Annotated in this window: 14 protein-coding genes and 1 tRNA gene; 6 read left to right on the top strand and 9 right to left on the bottom strand. The window is 46.9% G+C overall.

The features are described 5' to 3' along the window. Positions 1–52: 52 nt before the first annotated feature. Positions 53–1,282, top strand: coding sequence for a tyrosine-type recombinase/integrase (locus tag OCV80_RS10290; RefSeq protein WP_136890720.1), 1,230 nt, complete (start codon positions 53–55; stop codon positions 1,280–1,282). Between the two features lie 89 nt (positions 1,283–1,371). Here OCV80_RS10290 and OCV80_RS10285 read toward each other — a convergent pair whose 3' ends face one another. The 3 genes from OCV80_RS10285 to OCV80_RS10275 all read right to left on the bottom strand — a co-directional run bounded on the left by OCV80_RS10285 (position 1,372) and on the right by OCV80_RS10275 (position 5,778). Beyond that, the gene (locus tag OCV80_RS10285) at positions 1,372–3,156 is read right to left on the bottom strand and encodes an ATP-dependent helicase (RefSeq protein WP_136890721.1); all 1,785 of its coding nucleotides are present in this window, start codon (positions 3,154–3,156) and stop codon (positions 1,372–1,374) included. Between the two features lie 5 nt (positions 3,157–3,161). Then, positions 3,162–5,384, bottom strand: a complete 2,223-nt coding sequence (locus tag OCV80_RS10280; RefSeq protein WP_249390763.1) for an AAA family ATPase — start codon at positions 5,382–5,384, stop codon at positions 3,162–3,164. Between the two features lie 318 nt (positions 5,385–5,702). Continuing rightward, positions 5,703–5,778 (bottom strand) — tRNA-Pro (locus OCV80_RS10275). A gap of 987 nt (positions 5,779–6,765) precedes the next feature. Between OCV80_RS10275 and OCV80_RS10270 the strand changes: the two genes are divergently transcribed. The 5 genes from OCV80_RS10270 to OCV80_RS10250 all read left to right on the top strand — a co-directional run bounded on the left by OCV80_RS10270 (position 6,766) and on the right by OCV80_RS10250 (position 14,180). Further along, positions 6,766–8,166 (top strand): Wadjet anti-phage system protein JetA family protein, encoded by a 1,401-nt coding sequence (locus tag OCV80_RS10270; protein ID WP_119311102.1) that lies wholly within the window; start codon positions 6,766–6,768, stop codon positions 8,164–8,166. A 13-nt stretch (positions 8,167–8,179) separates the two neighbouring features. Then, entirely contained in the window at positions 8,180–8,749 is a 570-nt protein-coding gene (locus OCV80_RS10265) for a DUF4194 domain-containing protein (RefSeq protein ID WP_249390765.1), read from the top strand. Beyond that, on the top strand, positions 8,746–12,087 hold the full coding sequence (locus OCV80_RS10260) for an ATP-binding protein (protein ID WP_136890722.1): 3,342 nt from the start codon (positions 8,746–8,748) through the stop codon (positions 12,085–12,087). The genes OCV80_RS10265 and OCV80_RS10260 overlap by 4 nt, the downstream gene beginning before the upstream one ends. Further along, a complete protein-coding gene (locus tag OCV80_RS10255; protein WP_119311106.1) occupies positions 12,084–13,280 on the top strand; it encodes a Wadjet anti-phage system protein JetD domain-containing protein in 1,197 nt (398 codons plus the stop codon). The genes OCV80_RS10260 and OCV80_RS10255 overlap by 4 nt, the downstream gene beginning before the upstream one ends. Positions 13,281–13,874: 594 nt before the next feature. After that, on the top strand, positions 13,875–14,180 hold the full coding sequence (locus OCV80_RS10250) for a DUF2200 domain-containing protein (RefSeq protein ID WP_267288390.1): 306 nt from the start codon (positions 13,875–13,877) through the stop codon (positions 14,178–14,180). 260 nt (positions 14,181–14,440) lie between these two features. Here OCV80_RS10250 and OCV80_RS16595 read toward each other — a convergent pair whose 3' ends face one another. From OCV80_RS16595 to OCV80_RS10225, 6 genes are all read right to left on the bottom strand, one after another. Further along, positions 14,441–14,794, bottom strand: coding sequence for a recombinase family protein (locus OCV80_RS16595; RefSeq protein WP_158629670.1), 354 nt, complete (start codon positions 14,792–14,794; stop codon positions 14,441–14,443). Positions 14,795–14,983: 189 nt separating this feature from the next. Continuing rightward, positions 14,984–15,487, bottom strand: coding sequence for a Mov34/MPN/PAD-1 family protein (locus tag OCV80_RS10245; protein WP_119311109.1), 504 nt, complete (start codon positions 15,485–15,487; stop codon positions 14,984–14,986). Further along, the gene (locus OCV80_RS10240; protein WP_136890723.1) at positions 15,468–17,357 is read right to left on the bottom strand and encodes a ThiF family adenylyltransferase; all 1,890 of its coding nucleotides are present in this window, start codon (positions 17,355–17,357) and stop codon (positions 15,468–15,470) included. Before OCV80_RS10240 ends, OCV80_RS10245 begins: the two co-directional genes overlap by 20 nt. Next, on the bottom strand, positions 17,354–18,448 hold the full coding sequence (locus OCV80_RS10235) for an SMODS domain-containing nucleotidyltransferase (protein ID WP_119311111.1): 1,095 nt from the start codon (positions 18,446–18,448) through the stop codon (positions 17,354–17,356). The genes OCV80_RS10240 and OCV80_RS10235 overlap by 4 nt, the downstream gene beginning before the upstream one ends. Then, positions 18,445–19,845: an SAVED domain-containing protein gene (locus OCV80_RS10230; RefSeq protein WP_119311112.1), complete on the bottom strand. Its 1,401-nt coding sequence runs from the start codon at positions 19,843–19,845 to the stop codon at positions 18,445–18,447. The genes OCV80_RS10235 and OCV80_RS10230 overlap by 4 nt, the downstream gene beginning before the upstream one ends. 186 nt (positions 19,846–20,031) lie before the next feature. Beyond that, entirely contained in the window at positions 20,032–20,205 is a 174-nt protein-coding gene (locus OCV80_RS10225; RefSeq protein ID WP_119311909.1) for a recombinase family protein, read from the bottom strand. Positions 20,206–20,296 lie beyond the last annotated feature (91 nt).

Below are 20,296 nucleotides of genomic sequence, written 5' to 3'. Positions count from 1 at the left end.
CTATTCCAAAAACTCTGTGGTATGTGTTTGTGTTAAAAAGGAGGGATCATAAATGGCAAAGAAACGAGCCAACGGCGAGGGCAGCATCCGCAAAAAGCCCAGCGGCCGCTGGGAAGGCAGATATACCCAGGGCATCGACCCAGTCACCGGCAAGGCCATCCAGGAAAGCGTGTCCGCCAAGACCCAGGCGGAGTGCAAAGAAAAGCTGGCGAAAGCCATTCGGGAAAACCGGGGCGTGCCGCTCAATCACACGGGCGACTACACCGCAGCGGAGTGGTGCCGCCTGTGGTTTGAAACTTACAACAAGCCCAACATCCGCTACAACACCGCCAAGGGCTATGAAGGGATCATTGAACACCACATCATCCCGGCCATCGGCGCGATCAAACTCAAACAGCTCTCGTCCATCCACATCCAGAGAATGTATAACGACCTGAAAGAAAACGGCAGGATGCCCCGTGGGGCGAAACAGAATGACAAAGCCTTGTCCAACACCTTCGTGCGGCGTGTCCATGCGGTGCTGCAGGCGGCGCTGAAGCAGGCGGTGAAAGAGCGGCTCATCCCGTACAACCCCTGCGAGAACTGCCGCATCCCGCCCAAGGACAAGAAAGAGATGACCATCCTCCCGCCGGAGAAGATCGGCAGATACCTCCAGGAAGCGGAGAAGTACGGCGTCCTGCCTATGTTCTATCTGGAGTTGTCCAGCGGCCTGCGCCGGGGCGAACTGCTGGCGCTCCAGTGGACAGATTTGAATGTAAAAGAGCGCATTCTGACGGTGAATAAGCAGGTCACCCGCATGGAGGGCGAGCTGGATGTGACAGAACCGAAAACGAAAAACTCTGTCCGCAAGGTGGCGCTGTCGCAGCAGGCGGTCGACCTGCTGGTACAGGAGCACGAGCAGCACCCGGACAACCCCATCCTGTTCCCGTCGCCCCGCACGGGCGGCTACTGGAGTCCGGACGCCGTGTCGAGGATCAACCGGAAGCTGCTGAAAAACGCAGGCATCGAGGAGCACGTGCGCTTTCACGACCTCAGACACACTTTCGCCACGATGGCAATCTCCAGCGGTGTGGATGTGAAGACCCTGTCCAGTATGCTGGGCCATTACAGCGCCGGGTTCACTCTGGACACCTATACGCATATCACCAACGATATGCAGCGAGGCGCGGCAGAGAAGATCGGCGGCTTCATGGAATCGGCCACGGCTAAGCCGGAACCGGAACCGCCTGATCCGCCGGAGGAGAGCCGGTGCAAGGTGATACCTTTTGAAAAGGTAGTCTAAGTGAGCAAAGGGATTCCCTGGATCACTTTTGTTGTCCAGGGAATCCCTTTAGGATGTATTAGAAAACACTAATTACTAATATGGAGCCTTCAGTAATCACTTCGACTATCTTGAAATTCCTGCAATGCAACCCAAAACGGCGAAGGTTCTTTACTGAACCATCTCCCATATTGATTTTGCAAATTCTTTGAACGAATAAGAATACACGCTTTTCTTGCACGACTAACTGATACAAAACAAAGCCTTCGGGCTTCTGCCAGTTTTCTTGGAGTGTTATCATAGTAGCTGGGAAAGCTATCCTTTTCCATGCCCGGCAATATCACAACATCAAATTCAAGCCCTTTGGAGCTGTGCCTGGTTGTTAGGACAACTTGATTTTCTGGGATACCAAGCCGTGTTAGAAACTTAATCGTTAGCTGCGTATCGTGGCTTCGTGCTGTTTCGAGCAACTTATTGTAATTATCAATCTCGTCAGGATATCGCTCTGAAGCAGTAAAAGCAGAAACAATTCCCACCTTTTTGTCAAGATAGCATAACCATTCCGATAGATTATCCTTATAAACCTTACTTGCAGTTAAAGTTTGAAAAATTGTTCTTTTAAGTAAAAAGTAATCGTCTTCACTAATGATCCGCTTTTGAGAAATAAACGATTTCCAAGTTGAGCAAATTTCATCAAATGAGACGGAGCATTTATCCGAAACCCACTTTGCACAGTTTTGAATCCAGATAATAAGATCTGTTAATCTAAATGTTTGACGAGCAATATACGCCGGAATATTTTGTCTGGAACATTCTTGTGCCAATTCTGTTACTTGTTTATTATTTCCGACTAAAACTGCTATTTCGTGGTATGGTATGCCTTCTGTGTGAAATCTGGATATCTGCTCAATAACTCTTTCATATTGTTCATCCATCCCTTTGGAACATTCGATGAATTCCAGTTTGGCGTGGTAGTCTTGGAGCTTTCCAGAAGCAATATATCCCCGGCTACTTTTTAGAACATATTCCGAGGCATCTACTATTGTTTGTGAACTTCGATAATTGTTTTTCAGGTGAATGCAAGAAACATCTTGGCGTTGGCTTAATTCTATAAGGTAATCAGGAGCTGCTCCTTGAAAATCATAAATTGATTGATCTGCATCCCCAACAGCAAAAACTTTAATTCTTGTAAGATTTAATAGCGTTAAAATAAGTTCATGAAGCGGTTTTCCCAAATCTTGATACTCATCGACAATAATCCAAGGATACTTAGCCTCAAGTGCTTTGCGTACATAGGACTCATTTTTAATGAGTTCTACAGATTTTTTCACCATGCTGATAAAATCGAGATACTCGTTTTGTATCAAGAGTTCTTCAAAAGAGATGGCAGCCTTTAGTGCAATATCATAGCTTTCTATCGCAACACGACTAATTCCCTTTATATTCCTTGTGCGCTCTTTATCTACATCAATGAGCTTTGGAGTTCCCTCATAATTCTGAGAATTAAAGAGACGATTCTTTTCAGCTTCAGAGATAATCCGGATAGGCAGTGGTATTTTGTATTGCGGATATAGGGCTGCGAAAGGAGTAATAATTTCTGAAAGACAAAAACTGTGAACTGTACCAAGAAAAACATTTTTGCGCTTTTCCAACCCTAACTTTACTAACCGACTTTTGAATTCTCGGACAGCCTCCGTACTATATGTTAAACATGCAAGGCCGCGTGGTGGATAAATCATCTCGGCTAATAGTTGCATAACTTTCAAAGTCAAAACTGTTGTTTTCCCACTTCCAGGTCCAGCAATTACAACTGTATTATTTACAGCTTTATATGCAGCAAACTGCATGTCATCTTCGCTTATTTCCTGCAATTTTTTCTCAAAATAAGCATTCACCACATTCACCTAACTTTTGCAACAATCGCATCTATTGCATTCGATATATATTCTGGAATTATCGAGGCAGATATATGAGTGGCTAACCGTTGAGCGAAGCGGCCTTTACCGATTCCACTATAAGTTGACTCTATTTTGGAAAGGCACTTGTTATACCTTCCAGAGGAAAGCTCTGCAGAGAAGTTATTTTTTTGAACCTGGCCACCATTTGTTAGTTGATTAAAAATAGAACATAGAACATCTCGATCTGGCCCAGTGGCCTTTTTGAAGATATCCACCTCAAGTGTGTATTCACCAATATAAGTGCCAAATGTTTCAAAGTATTTGCGCTTTTCCTCATTATTCAAATGGATATACTCCGGATCAACAGAGCCTTGATACATTCGATAAATACGATCAATCCCATCAAAGCCCTTGCCCACATGGTTTGCATCTTCAATATCTCCAAAATGCTTTTTTTCATCAACTATATGATAATAATCACCATCAGTGATAATAACATAAGGAATACCAAGTGCACCTACGAAACGACAATACGGTTCAAAATTCGTAGAATTTATGTTACAAATCACTACGCCGAGACGATCAAGGTCGTATCCTTTGGCTTTTGAAAAACTGGGAACCAAATATTCTTCGGAAATTCCCTCCACAAAAATAATACCTTTAGCAGTATAGAGTTCGCCTCGTTTGACATCAATGTATCTTGTTAAATCCGCATAATCGTCCTCAGACAAATCAATGCCTGCTGTTGTTTTTACCTCGGTACCATCTTTTGTCGTAATTAGATGAACAAGAGACGTAATGGGTGCAACTGAGGATATATGTGTTGAGTGAGTTGTGATTATTACAGAGGTGTTAGTTTTGTTCATAATATGGCGATAGAGAAGCCGTTGATAAATTGGATGGAGATGCGATTCGGGCTCCTCGACAGCAAGAATGGTGATGCCATTCGCTGTTGGAACAAAATCCGAAAAGAACGCATATAGACCATCGTATAATGTGGCATCTTGCAGAGCCGCAAGATTCAAGGCGTAGTCATCGGAGCTGGCGGATTTTTCATAACTTCTTTCAAGTAAATGTTCATGATCCTGTTTTATCAATTCACGATATAAATCGCCGGATAGGAATGTTTTGATAGTATCATCTTCAATGAGTAGTAGAATCAAAGCTACATAGAGAATATTGTTGATTCCCAAACTTGTGTTGCCCGTTTCTCGGCTGTTAATTAGAGGTCGTAGGGCATAAAGAAGTTTAGTTGCATCGATATTCATTGTTTTCAGAGAAATACTGAACTCATCTGCACTAAAGGACACCATGTCATTCAATAACCGTTGCAGCCTATTCTCTAAATCATTTACTTGACCAATTTGTAAAGTATCTGCACCTTTTTCATCAAGAGCCTTTGATATCTCTAAAAGTACACTCTTGCTGACAGAATATTTTTGCTTAATAATTTGTGTTAGAGGAGAAGTTCGGGAACTTTTCATTTCTGCCTCAACATCACGGATGGCTTTTATCACACGAATATTAAGCATTTTTCGATCTTCATATGTAAAAGCCCTGCTTTCATCGTTTCCCTTATAGATGATGTAGCTATAGTCTGGTTTTGTAGCATCTTTTTTAAAAAACTTGTAGCTGATTTTTAATGTTTCTTTGCCTTCTACCATTACCGACGCATCAGCCAACTGGGCAAGCAAATTCTTATTATCCTCGAAATTTGCGAGATAGATCTCAATCAATATATAATGCCCATTATCCATAGGGTTTTCTATACCATCCCAAAAATCGGATTCTTCAAGCATTCTGTCTTTTTCAGAAAGCGTTGGATCAAGAATCAGTTGAAGTGCGTAAAGAAGATTACTTTTGCCGACTGCGTTTTCGCCAATTAATACCTGCTTTTCGCCAAGAGAAAAATCTGCTGAATGGAAGTTTCTAAAGTTTTCGATATGAACTCGACAAATATACGGTTGAGTTTTCATCCGGTTTACCTTCTTTCGCACGATCTTCCAGTTTCTTGTTCCAGCGGAAGTATCAATGATATACTCTTTGCTACATGTAGTGCAGTGAAGATATACACTATGCTCTCTAAATCCTGGAATGTTGTCATGCTCCTCGATAATTGTTCCTTTTCCACATGGACATTCGTATTCATAATATTCTGTGTCGCCAGCGCCTGCACCGTATCCTGAATGCTGTTCACACTTAGCAATAATTCTTTTAGTCCGCATATACATCTGCCCCTTTTTGCAAAAAAGCCGCGTGGGAGTACACCCACACGGCGGCCTTGGTGATACAAAGGCTCACCGTAAAATAATTATAAGGGATAATGCCGAAAAATTCAAGTTTCCGTCGTATCTGCGGCGAAAATACCGAGTTGCACCCGTTAGGGATTGGTTAGGGATTTAGCGGTTTTTGCCACTCTACCATACAAGGCTACAACGACAATTTTACCTCTCTGACCACAGTTGAAATGTGGTCAAGTGAAACTCAAAAACAAACTTTTAACGCAGAAAAACCGCCTAAAAAGGCGGTTTTTCAAAGAAAGGTGGTCGGAGTGCAGGGACTCGAACCCTGGGCCTCCTGCTCCCAAAGCAGGCGCGCTACCAACTGCGCAACACCCCGTTATGAAGTTAGGCGATCCGGCTGGGCGTATTCTCCCAAACCACCCGCGCTACCAACTGCGCTAATCCCGGATATTCGATTTTTCTGCATGATACTATGCGGAGAAGGAAAAAGCAAGTTTTTCGTGTCTGTGGGCAGTGCTGTGGTCAAGGCCGGTTTTGCGGGGGGATCTTCAGGCGGGGGATTTCCGCCACAGGCTACTGTCCCAAGGACTTCCGGGCTTTCACTTTTGGGGGAATGGATAGACCGTCTATCCTCCCAAAGCAGGCGCGCTACCAACTGCGCTACACCCGGATATGAAGTTGTGGGGTGGCCCGGGCGTATTCTCCCAAAAGAGGTTCTCAGCATTTTTTATAGTTGTTTATAGTAATTTATCATCATTTCTGCTCCAACCCAGTTACTTTCTAGCGATCTTGTTTCCACTGTTTCCGTGTATTCCAGCTCTGTCTGTGGTCTTGCATGTGGTCAGCGGAAAAGTTTCGGCCAGAATCCCTGCCCCACAGTGACACCCTAGGTGGTACAATTTACCTCAAAGTTTGAAAAATGGTACCTCTATCTCGAAAAACATACAAGACTTTTTTGAGAGAAAACCGATCAATTTTTGTGTCGCTATATCAAAGAAAACATCTGTCAAGAACTCCCCCCAAAAATCCGCCGTAGTCTCTGAGGCTACGGCGGATTTTCTTGAATGCTCAATTGCTACAGGTGCCCGGATTTTATAATGGCCCTAAAAGAGGTTGTCATTCACCCCATCTCTTTTTTGCCGATGATATTTCAGGTATTGGAGATGCGCTTGACACAACCGGAATATTCCTATAAAGTTAATCTTGACAAAGCTGGCTACCAAAAAATAACAGGACCATACTCTTTTTGATTGCTTGCTGTAGAAACAACCCAGAGAACAGTCCTACAAAAAGTTTTTTCACGAATAAGCCTGATGCTTTAGATACTTTAGCCGTTCTCTCTGCCTGAATGGGAGGCCTCAAAATGAATCTTTTTGATTTACTCAATCCGAGAATGTTCCGGCCGCTGACAGGGCGAAATCAGCGCATTTATGCTGACTTGCTGATGCTGATCTGGGACAGATGCAGCACATCCCAGGACTACAGCATCGGGAAAGGTGCTCTTACAGAACTGGCAGAGACCTATATGGAAGGACTGGGCACGATCCTGCCGCTTGATGAAGAGGATTCCCCGGGCGAATCAGCCACGGATGCCAGGAGCCAAGGATTGCTGTTTGTGCGCCGTTTACGGGACGCAGGGTGGGTGGAAGATCTGGAGGGCGGATATGAGGAGGAAAACCGCACGGCCCTGTCTGCCCTGGCTGTCCGTCTGCTGCAACTTTTTGATGAACTGCTCCATCCCAAGACTGTCACATACAGCGGAAAGCTTTTAAAGGCTTATCGATTGCTCCAGGACATGGAGCACGAAAAAAGCCCTTATGAAAATGTGCTCAAAGAGGTCTCCGCTGACATGGCGGACCTGAACACCTCTCTGCGGCAGCTCAATGCATCTATCGGGAGCTACATCGACCAGCTGACTCGGAATCGGACCCCTCAGGAAGTCTTGGACCTATTTCAGCAATATGAGGACGAAGTCGTGGTGGCGGCCTACCACCGTTTTAAAACCAGTGACAATCTGTTCCAATATAGGACAGAGATCCTAGAGGGCTTGGATGCCTGCAACGGGCAGTATGCTGAGGCATTGGCTGCGGATTACTGCAGAGTGGAGCGGGTCAGCGAGTCGGAAGCCGCCATTGCAGTACGAAGGCTGGTTCAGAAAGTGCGGGATGATCTGGAGATTATGCGGGATCTGCTCTCGGAGATCGATCGCAACCATGTGACCTACCGGAAGCGGGCTGTGCAGCGGGCACAGTTCATGCTGCTCTCCGACGGCTCCGCTCAAGGAAAAATCAGCGATCTGCTGCGGTATTACGCCCAAACCATTCAGCGCCCGGAAGAGCTGTTCGAGCCAGACGAGAGCCCCTTGAGCCGCCATTGGAAATTCTATCCCACAGAGATCCTAGGCAGGAACTTTCTCAAGCCAGCCGTTAACAGCCGAAAACCCACTCCTATCGAGCAGGCACCTCCGGAACCGCCCATATCCGAGGAGGAACTCCAGCGCCAGCAGGAACTGCTGCTGGAATATGTCCGCCAGGCGGTCACTCTGGAAAATGTAAATCGTTTTGCCGGCCAGGTGCTGAACCACCGAGAGACGGTTTCCGCTCTGGAACTGGCTTCCACGCAAAGTCAGGAATTTATCAAAATCATCGGACTTCACACATACTCACAATCCCCCGACCGCAATTATGAGATCTCCGAACAGGAGGAATGGGTCTCCTGCGGTGGGTTCCGATTCCAGCAGTTCTGGATACGCAGGCGAAGCTGAAAGAGAGGTTTCTATGGACGTAAGAGAGGTCGCCAACTATTTGCTCAACCACTGCTTTCTTCCGTCGCAGGCGGAAGACCTGCTGGAAAAGCATTACTATGCGGTCAATCACTTGGAGGAGCTGCGCCGGATCTTCAAGCCCCTTGGCTATACGGTTGTCTACCATTCCGCGCCTCTGAAGGTGATCGCACTGGTCAGCGAGTATGAGGGCAACCAAGCGAAGCTGAATAAATATGAGAGCATCCTGCTGTTAATTTTCCGGCTACTGTATTTGCAAAAGCGGGAGAAGCTCTCTCTGGATGGAGCGCATGTCGTCGCCACAGTGGGAGAGATCCAGGAGGAGTATCAAAAGCTGGGTCTTCCCCGCAAGCTGGACCGGATCACGCTGGAAGCCATCCTGCGGACCCTCAAGACCTACAATCTGGCAAAGCCGCTGGACCGTCTCACCGAGGAAGAAGCCAAAATCGAGATCTATCCCACTGTTATTCTGGCGTTGCCAGACAATGTCCTGAAGTCATCCAGGGATGAGACGGCAGCGGCACTGGACAAATACCGCAAAGCCGGTGAGGAGGATGATGTATGATTGCACTGTGCCGCCTGCGGCTGATCAACTGGCATAATTTTGTCAACGACCTTCTGAATATCCAGCAGATCACCTATCTGATCGGCGTCAACGGTGTGGGCAAGACCACGATCCTGGACGCCCTGCGGTATTGCCTCACCACGAGCAAAAGCTTCAACGCCCTGGGCAACCGCAAGAGCAAGCGAACACTGCTGGGCTCGGTACACGGCAAACAGCGGGATCAGGACGGAGACCGTCCCCGGTACAGCCGCAAGGGGCATACTGTATCCTATGTCGGCGCCGAATTTCGGGATGATACCGCAGCCCCTGGGAAGGACACCTTTGTCATTACGGTCCGGGTGGAATCTGAGAAACCTGACGAGGACATGCGTCACGTACAGCAGCGCTGGTACATCTCTCCCCGGGGCGTCATGCTGGAGGACCTCCCCTTCCTGGGCCCCGACTATATTCCCACAAAGCGGGAACAGTTCTGCCCGAAAAATGGGAAAATGCGGGATACCGACAATCAAAAGCTGGCAAAAGACCTGATCTGCCGCGCGCTGGGGATTGGAGCAGCAGACTCCCCGTTGGGGAAGAAATTCTGTGCGGTATTTCCCATGGGTACCGGGATGGACGACATTGAGGACTTCCGGGAATTCATCTATCACTACATCCTCCCCCAGCCGGAAATTGACCCCCAAGCACTGCAGCAGGAGCAGATCGAATTGGATCATCTGAACGACGTGCTGCTCCAGGCAAAGGAGCGGGCGCAGCTGCTGACGGAGATCGGTACCCTGGGTGAAACTGCCCGTTCCAAGCAGCGGGACTGCAGAGTGAACCAGGGGTTTGTTCTATATGCCAGCCAACAGGCGGCAGAGGGGGCAGAGGAGCAGATCCTCTCTGCCATCTGCGACGGAAACCGGGAGATCGACCGTCTGCAAGAAGAGCTGCAGTATCAGAAGGAGCGGACGGAGCAGGCCCACCAGCGGTGGATGGATGCCCTGCGGGAAAACCAGAACAGCCCGGAACGCCAGCAGCTGCAGGTCTTCGAGGATCTGGTAAAAGACCGTGAAAAAGACTACACGGAGGCCCGAAAAGCCCTCTCCTCTCTACAAAACGCCAAACAGGAGCTGGAAGCCCTCAATCGAAAGCTGTCCGACTGCAGACGAGCACTTCCGGCCGAACAGATGCCGGATGCCATTGAGCAGCTGCCGGAGCAGCGGCAGACGGAGCAGCTCACCGCCATGGAACAATTGCTTCGGGAGCGGGAAGATTCCCTGGATCAGGAGGAATTTCAGGTCCGAAGCGATCTCCAACAGCTGAAGGAGCGGCAAAAAGCCCTTCAGGCGAAAATTGAAACGCTGGAAAAGGGCCAGTTGGTCTATCCGGATCAGGACCGGGCAAAACGGGTCTGCCAGGCCATCAACCGGGAGTTGGCCCAGCAGGGTATGGAGGCCGATGCCCGCATTCTCTGCGAGATCCTGACGGTACAAGAGCCCGACTGGCAGGCGTGTATCGAAGCCTGTCTGGGAAACCGCCGCTTCGACATTTTCGTCTCCCCCCGGCATTACCGTACCGCCAAACGGGTATTTGAGCATCTGAAAGCCGAGGTCGGACAGGTCAGCCTTCTGGACAGTCCTGCTCTGGAGCGGGATGGCGAAAAAGACGCCGCCTCCCCGCAACTCAGTACTCTCGCCGCCAAAGTCACCAGTGAAAACTGGCTGGCCAAATACTATGTGCAGAACCTGCTGGGGCAAATCGTCTGCTGCGATACGTCGGAGGCGCTGGAAGCGTATCCCCAGAGCGCCACAAAAGATCTTCTGCGGCACTATCCTTATCGGTTGGCACGTCTGCGAACGCCCGTGCTGTATATCGGTATGGAAGCCCGCAAGCAGCAGCTGAAAGCTGCCTGGGAGGAGTTTTCAGCTTTGCGCGGACAGCTGACCGAGTGCACCGCCCAGGCACAGTCCCTGCGGGATATTCTGGAGCAATGCCGCCGCGTTCTGCACAGCAGCGTTCTGGAGGATCTGCGCAAAAACTGGGGCAGCGTCCAGCGGCACCAAGCCAGTTGGCAGGCGCTGGAGCAGGCACGGCAGGAATACGAGATGTGGAAGGAAAATCCCATTCTCCAGGCAAAGATCACCGCCGAACATCTCTGCCAGGAAGAATGGACGCGGCAGGATCAAAAGCGGGTGGAAATCGAAGCCACCCTCCGCTCCCAAACGAATAAAGTCCAGGAAAAACAAGGGATGCAGGAGCAGGCCAGCCGGGAGGCGGAAGACGCCAGAGCAGGCTGGCTGGCGTTTTGCCAGCAGGAACCCTTGCTGCAGACAGAGGTAGAGAAAAAATATCAGGACGCAGCCCGCAGCCGTCCCCCGGACAAGATCGTCCAATACCAAACGAATTATCAAAATCAGGTGGATAAAGCATTGGACGAATGGCTGCGGGATCAGCTGATCCCCAGGCAGCGGGAGTATAACACCATCTACACCTGTGATTATCCTCTGGGGCTGGATGGCATCGAGACCTTCCGGGAACAGCAGGAACGGCTGGTTCATGTAGATCTGGAACGGTACTCTACCAGTCTGCACCAGGCACAAGAACGGTGCCGCCAGCGCTTCCGTGAAGACATTCTTTATCGGATGAAGGACGATATCTATAACGCCAAGCGGCAATTCCGGGAACTCAACCACACAATGGAAAACCTGCAGTACGGTGAGGAGGTCTATCAGTTCGTTGTCCAGGCCAGCGCCGATCCCGAACGCCGGGCATTTTATGATGTAATCATGCAGGACAGCAACCGGCGGATCCAGGGGGACGGCAGTATCGAAGATTTTCTGGCCCGCAATGACCCGGCCTACGAAACGCAGGTGGACGAATTGATGGAGCGGATCCTAGCAGAGCTGAAAGCCAATGCCCAGCGCCGCCAAGAGGGAAAGCATCTGGCCACAGAGCTGTCTCGCTATGTGGACTACCGGTACTACCTGGAATATGATATTGAGTGCCGCAACCAGATCACCGGCGGCGTGACCCGCCTCTCTGCGGTCAGTCAGGACAGCAGCGGCGGAGAGAATCAGGCGCCGTTCTATATTGCAATCTGTGCATCCCTGCTGCAGATCTACGACAAATGCGAGAACAGCATTCGCCTGGCACTGCTGGACGAGGCGTTCAGCCGCATGACCAGCGACCGCATCCGCCCCATGATGCAGATGCTGCGCAAAATGCAGCTACAGACGGTACTGATCACCACAGTGGAAAAGGCCTCGGCCATCCAGCCCTACTGTGACACCACCTGTTCCATTATCAAAAGCGGTACGCGCAATGCTGTCCGCCCATTTTATCAGGATGTGAGGGAATGATGGACTACACCCACGAAATTCTCACGGCGATGGTGGATCGCTATGAACGCAGGAAAGGAACTTCTGCCCAGAACGGTAAGCCCCAGCGGGCGGTAACCTTTGATCTCGCAAAGTATTATCCCATATACCGGGACCACCTGAGCGAGGAGGAGCAGGCCATTGACGATGCGGTGACGCGCCTTTCCAGTTGGCAGATGGTTGCCGCCCCCCGCAGTGCCCAGGGATACTACACCAAGATTACTCTGCGGCTGGACCACATTCAGGAAATCTATGAATTTTTAGGGCGGAAACCAGCCCAGGAAACCCGGCAGGAGCAACTGCAGCTTCTATTGGATGCCCAGAGACAAAACCCGGATACTCTCTCCAGCCGCTTCGCCGGAGAGCTGATGGCCGCACTGCAGGCAGGACGTTCACCGGGATACGGCCTTCAGGGGAATGTTGAGAAACTACGGGATGTTCTGCTGGCTCTGGAAAAAATCGGGCAGTTAAACAAAGAGACCTATGTGCGCAACTTTTCCGAGGCCGTATTCCATGACTCCAAGCACTTTCACTCTATTTCCGGGATTATCCGCAGTATTCTCTCCGATTTGACAGACCAGCCGGTAGAAAAGAAGCAGATCCTGGAATATTACAATCTTTTGGAAAATCCAACCTACCTCTATTTGAAAGGAGGCTGGATATTGGAGTTTCCGGACTCATGTATCCGTGTTACTGATCTTCCAGGTGGTATCGGTTTGACCTCTGACGGTTTGAGTGCCATACGGTCTGTCCTTTTGGAGCCCCGGACAGTCATTACCGTAGAAAACCTCACTACCTATCACGACATTCCCTCAGACGATCGAGCCGTTTTATATCTGGGTGGTTTCCCAAATTCCGCACGGGCAAGTTTTCTTCGTATGGTTTACGCTTCCAAACCGGATGCTGTTTATCTGCATTATGGAGATCTGGATCCATACGGTCTTTTGATACTGGAAAACCTGAAACAAAAAACCGGAATTCCATTTGCCGCTTCAGGAATGGATCTTGCTACCCTGCAAGCTTGTTTCCAGGCAGGACATTACCGTCCGCTGACCGCAGAAGATCGGAAAGTCATGCAGTCACCTATGCTCTGTGCCTACCGGGAAATATTTGCCTTCATGCAGGCACATAACTGTAAAGCGGAGCAGGAATCTCTCTCTGCAATGAAATTATAACTGCCGCCCTGGTATCCATAGGTCGGAGGCAACTTGCAAGGCAGACCGTTCTCTCTTGTTGTACGGTTTATTCTGATACTATTATTTTTTTCTAATCGCTTTTAATGAGTTCTAGTCCCAAAGAGGTTTCCGGAATTTTTTATAGGCGTTTATATTGCTTTATAGTCATTTCCGCTTCAAATCAGTTACTTTCCATCGCTCTTGTTTCCGCTGTTTCCGTGTATTCCAGCTCTGTCTGTGGTCTTACATGTGGTCAGCGGAAAAGTTTCGGCCAGAATCCATGACCCACGGTGATACTCTAGGCGGTACAGTTTACCTCAAAGTTTGAAAAAATGGTACCTCTGTCTTGAAAAACATACAAGAGATCTGGACGCACATAAAGTTCCACCCGAAGAGACAAATTACAGCGTCATTGCCAAGGGGCCAAGGTGACCCGGCATACGGTATCCAAACCCTATGAGATGATTCAAAAGATGCCGGGAATCCAGGAAACCGCTTTCCCTTACTTTGCTGAATTGCCAGGCAGAACCGCGTATGATATGATGGCAACAGAAAGCGAGGAGGTGCTGTCATGCCCGTATGGATGTCACTCAAATGCCCTTTGCAAAGCTCTATCCTCTGCTGGTGGCAAAAGCGGAGCGGAAAGGCCGCACGCGAGAAGAGGTGGACCAGGTCACAACCTGGCTCACCGGCTACACCGCCGGAGACATCGCCCGTCTGGAACAGTCCACGGTCAGTTACGGTGACTTCTTTCTGAACGCTCCGGTTCTAAAACCCAATCGCACAATTCAACATCCGGTCAATGGTGGAGGTGCTCCTCTCCGTTTTTCCGGTGACCGTCTTGATGCCGTGAGATTCCAGATACTTTTTATCTTCCGGACGCCGTTTCCCTGGATGTAGAGGTCAAAAATCTTTCGGATGATCTCGGCCTCCTCCAGTACGATCTGCAGCACTCCATTCGGCCCCTTAGTATAGCTCAGAAACTGTATGTAATTCAAAATGGTTTTCCCGCTCCGCATGCGATTCTGAATGCCAAACTTAATGTTCTCGCTGCGAGTTTGGCTCTCCACTTGTGCAGAGGCAGCATACAGATCGATCACGCTGTCTGGCGGCTTCATGGTAAAGATACCTCCTAACTCAATGTAAATTCCTACGTTCATTTATTTCAGCTTTCTGATTGTGCTAATAGCTTCCCGGGCATCTCTTCCAAAGCGGCTGAGCGATTTGACAAGGATCAAATGGATCTTCCCTCTCCGGCAGCCTCTCAGGATCTTCCGATAGCCTGAGCGGTTTTTCGTGTGCAATCTCGACGCTTGGTCCGCGCAAACAGCCACGAATCGCCACAAGGGATTACTCTGAATGAAAGCTGTATAATACGCGATCTGGTTTTCCAGGCTTGAATTTTGTTCCTCCTGATTCGTGCTGGTACGGCAATAGGTTGCCCCCCGCAACTGCTGATTCCAAATAGGGTGGTCCTCCTGCGTCTGCGGGATCTCAATCACATGTTGAAACATAAGAACCCCTCCATGATACATACTGTCGATCAGTTTATCATGGAGGGGTAGAAAATGAAAAAGCTACATTTCAGTTCAAGGAACTAAAATATAGCTTTTAACATGTATTGTGCGACTATTATAGATGTCGCTTGAGAGCCTTTATTCATTAGATCTAAAAAAATAGATCTAAAAAGTATAATGGTAGCATTAGTTATTATTTATTTCATAGAGTTCTATCTCTTGTTCCTTTACATATACCCCAATATACTGAAGCCAGTTGGATGAGCTACCTCCGATGACCAACAAAATTGGTTCTGGACATCCTAGGTCTTCGTCTTTAGATAAATTGACCATTGTTTTCAAATCTAGTGCAGATGGCTTAGGAGAAGCATTGGGATGATAATGCCACTCCCCTAAATAATATTGCTGCTTTTGCCACGCTCTTTTTAGCTTCGTAATAATGCCCCGCGTACTCCGTACGAATGAACACAAAGTTTGCTTGGATTCTGCTGGAGCTCCTGTTATAGTGGTTATTTCTGCCCATTTCAAATCATCAGAGTATCTGCCGATGAGGATTCCGCCTGTCTCATAAGGATATGAATTCATACATAAACTATGAATATACTCTAGCTCCTGATCCGGCAACTTAACACCATAGCTTCCATTAAAGCTCTCGTAATATTTAAAGGTCTCAATTTTCTCGATATTCATATTGTTTCTCAATCAATCGCAGGCCATTAAAAAGTCCATCTTCAGTCTGTGTTTCATAGATTAATGAGATCCCTTTTTCTGTTGAATTTTGTACAAAAGCTTCTAATGCCTTGACTGTGGTACAAGCGGCAAACCACATATCATCTGCCCTGGCAGGAAATAATGGATGCCAGCAGCCAATGCCATCCCGAGGAAGCGCATCTAGATTAAAATCATTGGAATCTTTTTGAAAATATGGTTCGACTAAATTAAGAAAATTTTCAAAGTGAGGCAGTTTTGTCCTTTGAATATTAATATACAGTCGTTTTGCACCAAGTCCAACAGAACTTGAGCAGAATACAATTTTTCGCTTCCACTCTGTTGCAGATAATAACGCCAATACTTGATCCTCGCCAGTGGAATCAATGATAATATCAAAACTGCTCAAGTCTGGTACTAATGCCCCAGTTTCATCTATATCTAAATACCTTTCTGCATAAGTAGTGTGAATGTTAGGGTCAATATTCGTTAACCTTTTAGCTACAAGTTTACTTTTGGACTGATAAAGATCTGTCATACATAAAGTATGACGGCAAAGATTTCCCATTTCTAAAGCATTTCCATCGATACAGGTGAGTTGTGTTGCCCCAGCACGAGTCAACAGTTCTGCAATAGAAGCGCCCAAGCTACCGAGCCCAATCATAACTATACGCTGATTCGCAAGCCTATTTGCAAGCTTTCCACGCCCCTTAATCGTGCGTGCGCTCCAGTTTTCGCTGCGAATCCATGATAGTTCCATACTATCCAGGAATATCTTTGCTTTGTCATTCATCCACCAGCCCGCTTCACTCGGGCGGTAGCCTTTTCTTGCTCCGTAAGTCTGAGGAATGCTAAGTCGCTTGCCAGAATGAAAAACTCTATTTGTATATTTTCCGCAGGATAGAGCAGGAAGCTCTATAGCCTGCCAAGTCATCTCGTGGGAATCTTCACCGATATGTGCTGGGATTGGAAAACCAACCAAAAGCAGATGCCGCCTCCCATCTCTGGCTTTGGGGGCAAATGATTTCAAAATGGCCAGCAAATCAATGCCCTGATTAGTGCATATCTGCTTCAACTGACATAGGTTAGTGGGAACTTGCCAGTTATTAATAACTGGTACTTCTTTTAATCTGATCCAAAGTGCATTTTCATAGTTTTTTTCCCTTATTGCCGTTCCCCAAACCGGTTGATAGATTACCTTCTGAGAATCAATGGAGCGAAAGCTCCGAATCATTGCTATGGATTGCTCTGATGAAAGTTGCCTACGAACGATTCTTGCAATTCCACAACGCTCATCCGTACTTTCCCAGATCATCATGGAAACACAATCCTCTTGAAAAGCAAAGACTGTCTGTATATGAGAGACTGGAAAATCTGGTAACTCAAAGGCATCCCCATTTTTTATTAATCTCTCTTCTGCAGCCGCACGGAGCCACAAAACAGCTCTTTGCATATTCCAAAAGAGCCGTTCATCAACTGTGAACGGCTCTTTTTCAGGAACGCGGATGCCAAGAGTCTGATCAATAAGATCAACACAGAGTTTTCCTTTACGCCACAAATGGTTTTCTTCCTCAAAAGCATTGATCGATTGATGTGGAAATGTATTTGTTATACTATTTTTGCAGCTCGGATATATAGCAATAGTTCCAAAGGGATAAACAGTTTCCGCAGTAACAAACCATTCTGTTACTCTGGGAATATCTTTGCCATCATGGTCCAAACAAACCCTAATGTGAAGATAAAAACGTTTTGTAACTACATCCCAAGTCCAATCTTTCAGCAAAATTATTTCTGGTATTTCTTCAATCCGGCGCCGCCCGCGTCGCAAATTCTCAGTTGGATTCTGACTCATCCAAACCTCCCAACAGGAACGCCCTTACTTTCCTGTACTCTCGGAGTAAATCCTCCGTTTTTTCTATAATAGGATGGAAATTCATCGCAATCTTTGAAGAAAGATTTCCAAAGGTTAACACTCTCTTCTATATCAGCGCTATCATAAGCTGCTCTAGCAAGTCTTGCACCGCCGCAAACCGCCTTATAGAAAGTGTCATAATCCTCATCTGAGAGCATCTCAAATACGTCATGCTCAGGAACCCCCCGGTCTGGGAGGAATGGCTTTTTAGGATAACATTCCGCAATGCACTCCAAGGTTCCGACGATGCCCTCTGCAACACTTGTGATTCCATCTGGACAACACTCTCCCACAAAATGTTCCAACGGATAGCTTTTCGGATGCTTGAGGCTAGGTAGTTCCAATCGTCGCCACCATTTGATCGCTTTAACTACATTTACATAATTACCTTTGCAAATTTGATTTTTTCTCTTGGTCCAACGGATCTGCTCTAAAGGATGCGTTCGATACCATTGATTTTCGACATTATCTGGAATCAGTAAAGGCTCCGCCCTCCATTGTTGGCCAGTAGAATCACTTTCGAAAAATCTTTCCAGTGAATCTAAGCGGTAATTTTCCAAAAGTGACTGCTGATAGCCCGAGAGATCATCGACTGTGAATGCGGATGAAAGGCCAGCACATTCAATGGCCCTTTTCACCTCTTCGCTGGGAGCTGCGGTAATTACTAGATCCATATCTACTTCGGGCAAAGAAATACCGATCGAACGCTTTTGCTGTTCGTAGTTCTGATAGTACTTCTTTACAAAGGGTGTAATTATGGCAAATGCTTCTTGGGCAGAAACGGTATCATGATCAATATTAGTAACTACAATTACATCTACATCCACCTTTTTTCCTGGTGCTGGTTTAATACAAGTTGACCTAGCATAGCTACCCTGTAAAAAACTTTCAACGAGTAAATCTTTTGTAAGGTCATCAGATTTGAGTTGTTCTCGAAGCTCGGTGTGTGCGGAGATCAACGCTTTTTTCAAACTGTCAGGTAGCCGAATATTAGTCAAGAAATCCTGAAAATAAGTTTGTATTGCGCTCATTCAAGTCCTCCTTTCCCGTCAAACTGAATGGACGGTATGTAAGAGCAGTTGCCTCGTTGTTCAAAATCATATTCGTACAGAATACACTTTCCAAATGGACGGGATACTTGCCCAAGATGAAACATAAACGCATTAGGCGCGGCAGCAAAAATATGGAGATATGCTCGCCTTTCAACGGTGCTTCGTCCTGCCAATGCGGCATAAACTTCCATTGCCAGTTTTGAGGAGTGGGTGCCATTTTGAATAGAAAAGCCAGTGCTACCTGTGTCCTCTGGTGAGAAATTAATAATCCGTCCAACGTGAACCCCCTGTTCTTTCAGGTATCGCTCCACATCAGAGCAAATATTGTGCCTCACGTTGAGGATAAGCGCGGTGTCAAATGTATCTTCATCTCTTGCTATATGTTCTACCTTCCAATTCTGATATTGGGTTCGATCGCATTTGTCAAATTCCCATATTTCTGGTCCCAAAATTGTTTTTTGAACAGGACAAATATCCACACCGGATTTAGTATCAAAAACACGACCTGCAGCAAAAGCGATGGAACCATGGGCTTCCAGCATAATTTGGTAAGCTTGCTGCACCTCTGTATTTTCTCTCAAAAAATCTTGAACAGGCTTACCGATATCAACCGTCCAGTCAAAATCCGGTTTCAAAAATCTACCTTCAAATTTGTCTTGTAAATCTAACAGAATTGACGTCTCTTGGGTAAGTCTTTCAGAACCTCTTGAAAAACACAAAATTCCAATTGCTTTTCGTACCTTGGTGTACTTCTTGATAATTAATTCGATTCGCTTGTTCAACTCCAGGCTGAAAATTGTTCGATCGGTATAGCCATCTTTTGTTGATTGAAGAAGTTCCTCCTCAACCATTGCGTCCACAAGTAAAGATACTTGGGGATGCTCCAAGGAATGTCCACTATCATATGCATATTTCCAAAGAGCCTCTCGAACAAGGCTCTTCAAACTATCTGGATCGAATGGCAACACTTTAAAATCCACATTAATATCTTTTAGTAATTGAGTTTCAAATTTTTCTAACTGTTTTTTACCTGTTGCATCCAACTTACCCGTTTGAAACTTGGTAATAGCGTTCATAAAATCCACAGCTGATACCGCACAATTTCCGATTAAAACCAAGCAATACCGCTGGCAGGGATAATCAGTGATGATATCTTTTAACCACTTAGAAATATCGCCCTTTGAAAAAGAGTTGACCGTCGATTTAACTTGGATCGCATCTGTAATTGTATCTGCGCTCTTTAAAGCAATATCTACCTTGTCACCTTCTGTTGGAAATTCAATGTAAATCCTATCCCAATCATTTCGCCTTAATGCTTCTAGAACAGCAACAATCCCTTGATATAGATAACCTCTGCCGCCTTCTTTTCCGCCCATAATACGCCTTTCTATTTATTGAAAGAGTACAACCAACTGATTACAATATATTGTACGAAGAGGTGGTAATAAAGTCAACATATCAAGGAATTATTTACCAATTATTAATAGTTTAAATAGAATGTGCTATACAACACATCATTCAATTATCAACTGCATGACTTTTACTTAATGTAAAAAATTACATTAGCCCGGGCGGTTTTGGGTGTGCTGTCCCGATGCCTGGCCGGCGTAAACAGCTGCAAACCGCCACTTGGGATTACTCTGAATGAAAGCTGTATAATACGCAATCTGTTTTTCCAGGCTTGAATTTTGTTTCTCCTGATTCGTGCTGGTACGGCAATAGGCTGCAACCCGCAGCTGCTGGTCTCAAATAGGATGGTCCTTCTGCGTATACGGGATCTTGATCACATGTTGAAACATAAGAAGCCCTCCATGATACATACTGTCG

Source organism: Oscillibacter acetigenes (genome assembly GCF_025567605.1).
GTDB lineage: Bacteria > Bacillota > Clostridia > Oscillospirales > Oscillospiraceae > Oscillibacter > Oscillibacter welbionis.
The sequence above is the reverse complement of the archived record's forward strand: the minus strand, read 5'-3'. Positions and strand labels throughout refer to the sequence as shown.

What these genes read in the sequence shown, in the direction of transcription:
- OCV80_RS10230 (WP_119311112.1), bottom strand. Translation starts at nt 19,845, where the DNA reads ATGGGCGGAAAAGAAGGCGGCAGAGGTTATCTATATCAAGGGATTGTT.
- OCV80_RS10255 (WP_119311106.1), top strand. Translation starts at nt 12,084, where the DNA reads ATGATGGACTACACCCACGAAATTCTCACGGCGATGGTGGATCGCTAT.
- OCV80_RS10265 (WP_249390765.1), top strand. Translation starts at nt 8,180, where the DNA reads ATGGACGTAAGAGAGGTCGCCAACTATTTGCTCAACCACTGCTTTCTT.
- OCV80_RS10245 (WP_119311109.1), bottom strand. Translation starts at nt 15,487, where the DNA reads ATGAATATCGAGAAAATTGAGACCTTTAAATATTACGAGAGCTTTAAT.
- OCV80_RS10290 (WP_136890720.1), top strand. Translation starts at nt 53, where the DNA reads ATGGCAAAGAAACGAGCCAACGGCGAGGGCAGCATCCGCAAAAAGCCC.
- OCV80_RS10250 (WP_267288390.1), top strand. Translation starts at nt 13,875, where the DNA reads ATGCCCTTTGCAAAGCTCTATCCTCTGCTGGTGGCAAAAGCGGAGCGG.
- OCV80_RS10270 (WP_119311102.1), top strand. Translation starts at nt 6,766, where the DNA reads ATGAATCTTTTTGATTTACTCAATCCGAGAATGTTCCGGCCGCTGACA.
- OCV80_RS16595 (WP_158629670.1), bottom strand. Translation starts at nt 14,794, where the DNA reads ATGTTTCAACATGTGATTGAGATCCCGCAGACGCAGGAGGACCACCCT.
- OCV80_RS10280 (WP_249390763.1), bottom strand. Translation starts at nt 5,384, where the DNA reads ATGCGGACTAAAAGAATTATTGCTAAGTGTGAACAGCATTCAGGATAC.
- OCV80_RS10235 (WP_119311111.1), bottom strand. Translation starts at nt 18,448, where the DNA reads ATGAGCGCAATACAAACTTATTTTCAGGATTTCTTGACTAATATTCGG.
- OCV80_RS10260 (WP_136890722.1), top strand. Translation starts at nt 8,746, where the DNA reads ATGATTGCACTGTGCCGCCTGCGGCTGATCAACTGGCATAATTTTGTC.
- OCV80_RS10240 (WP_136890723.1), bottom strand. Translation starts at nt 17,357, where the DNA reads ATGAGTCAGAATCCAACTGAGAATTTGCGACGCGGGCGGCGCCGGATT.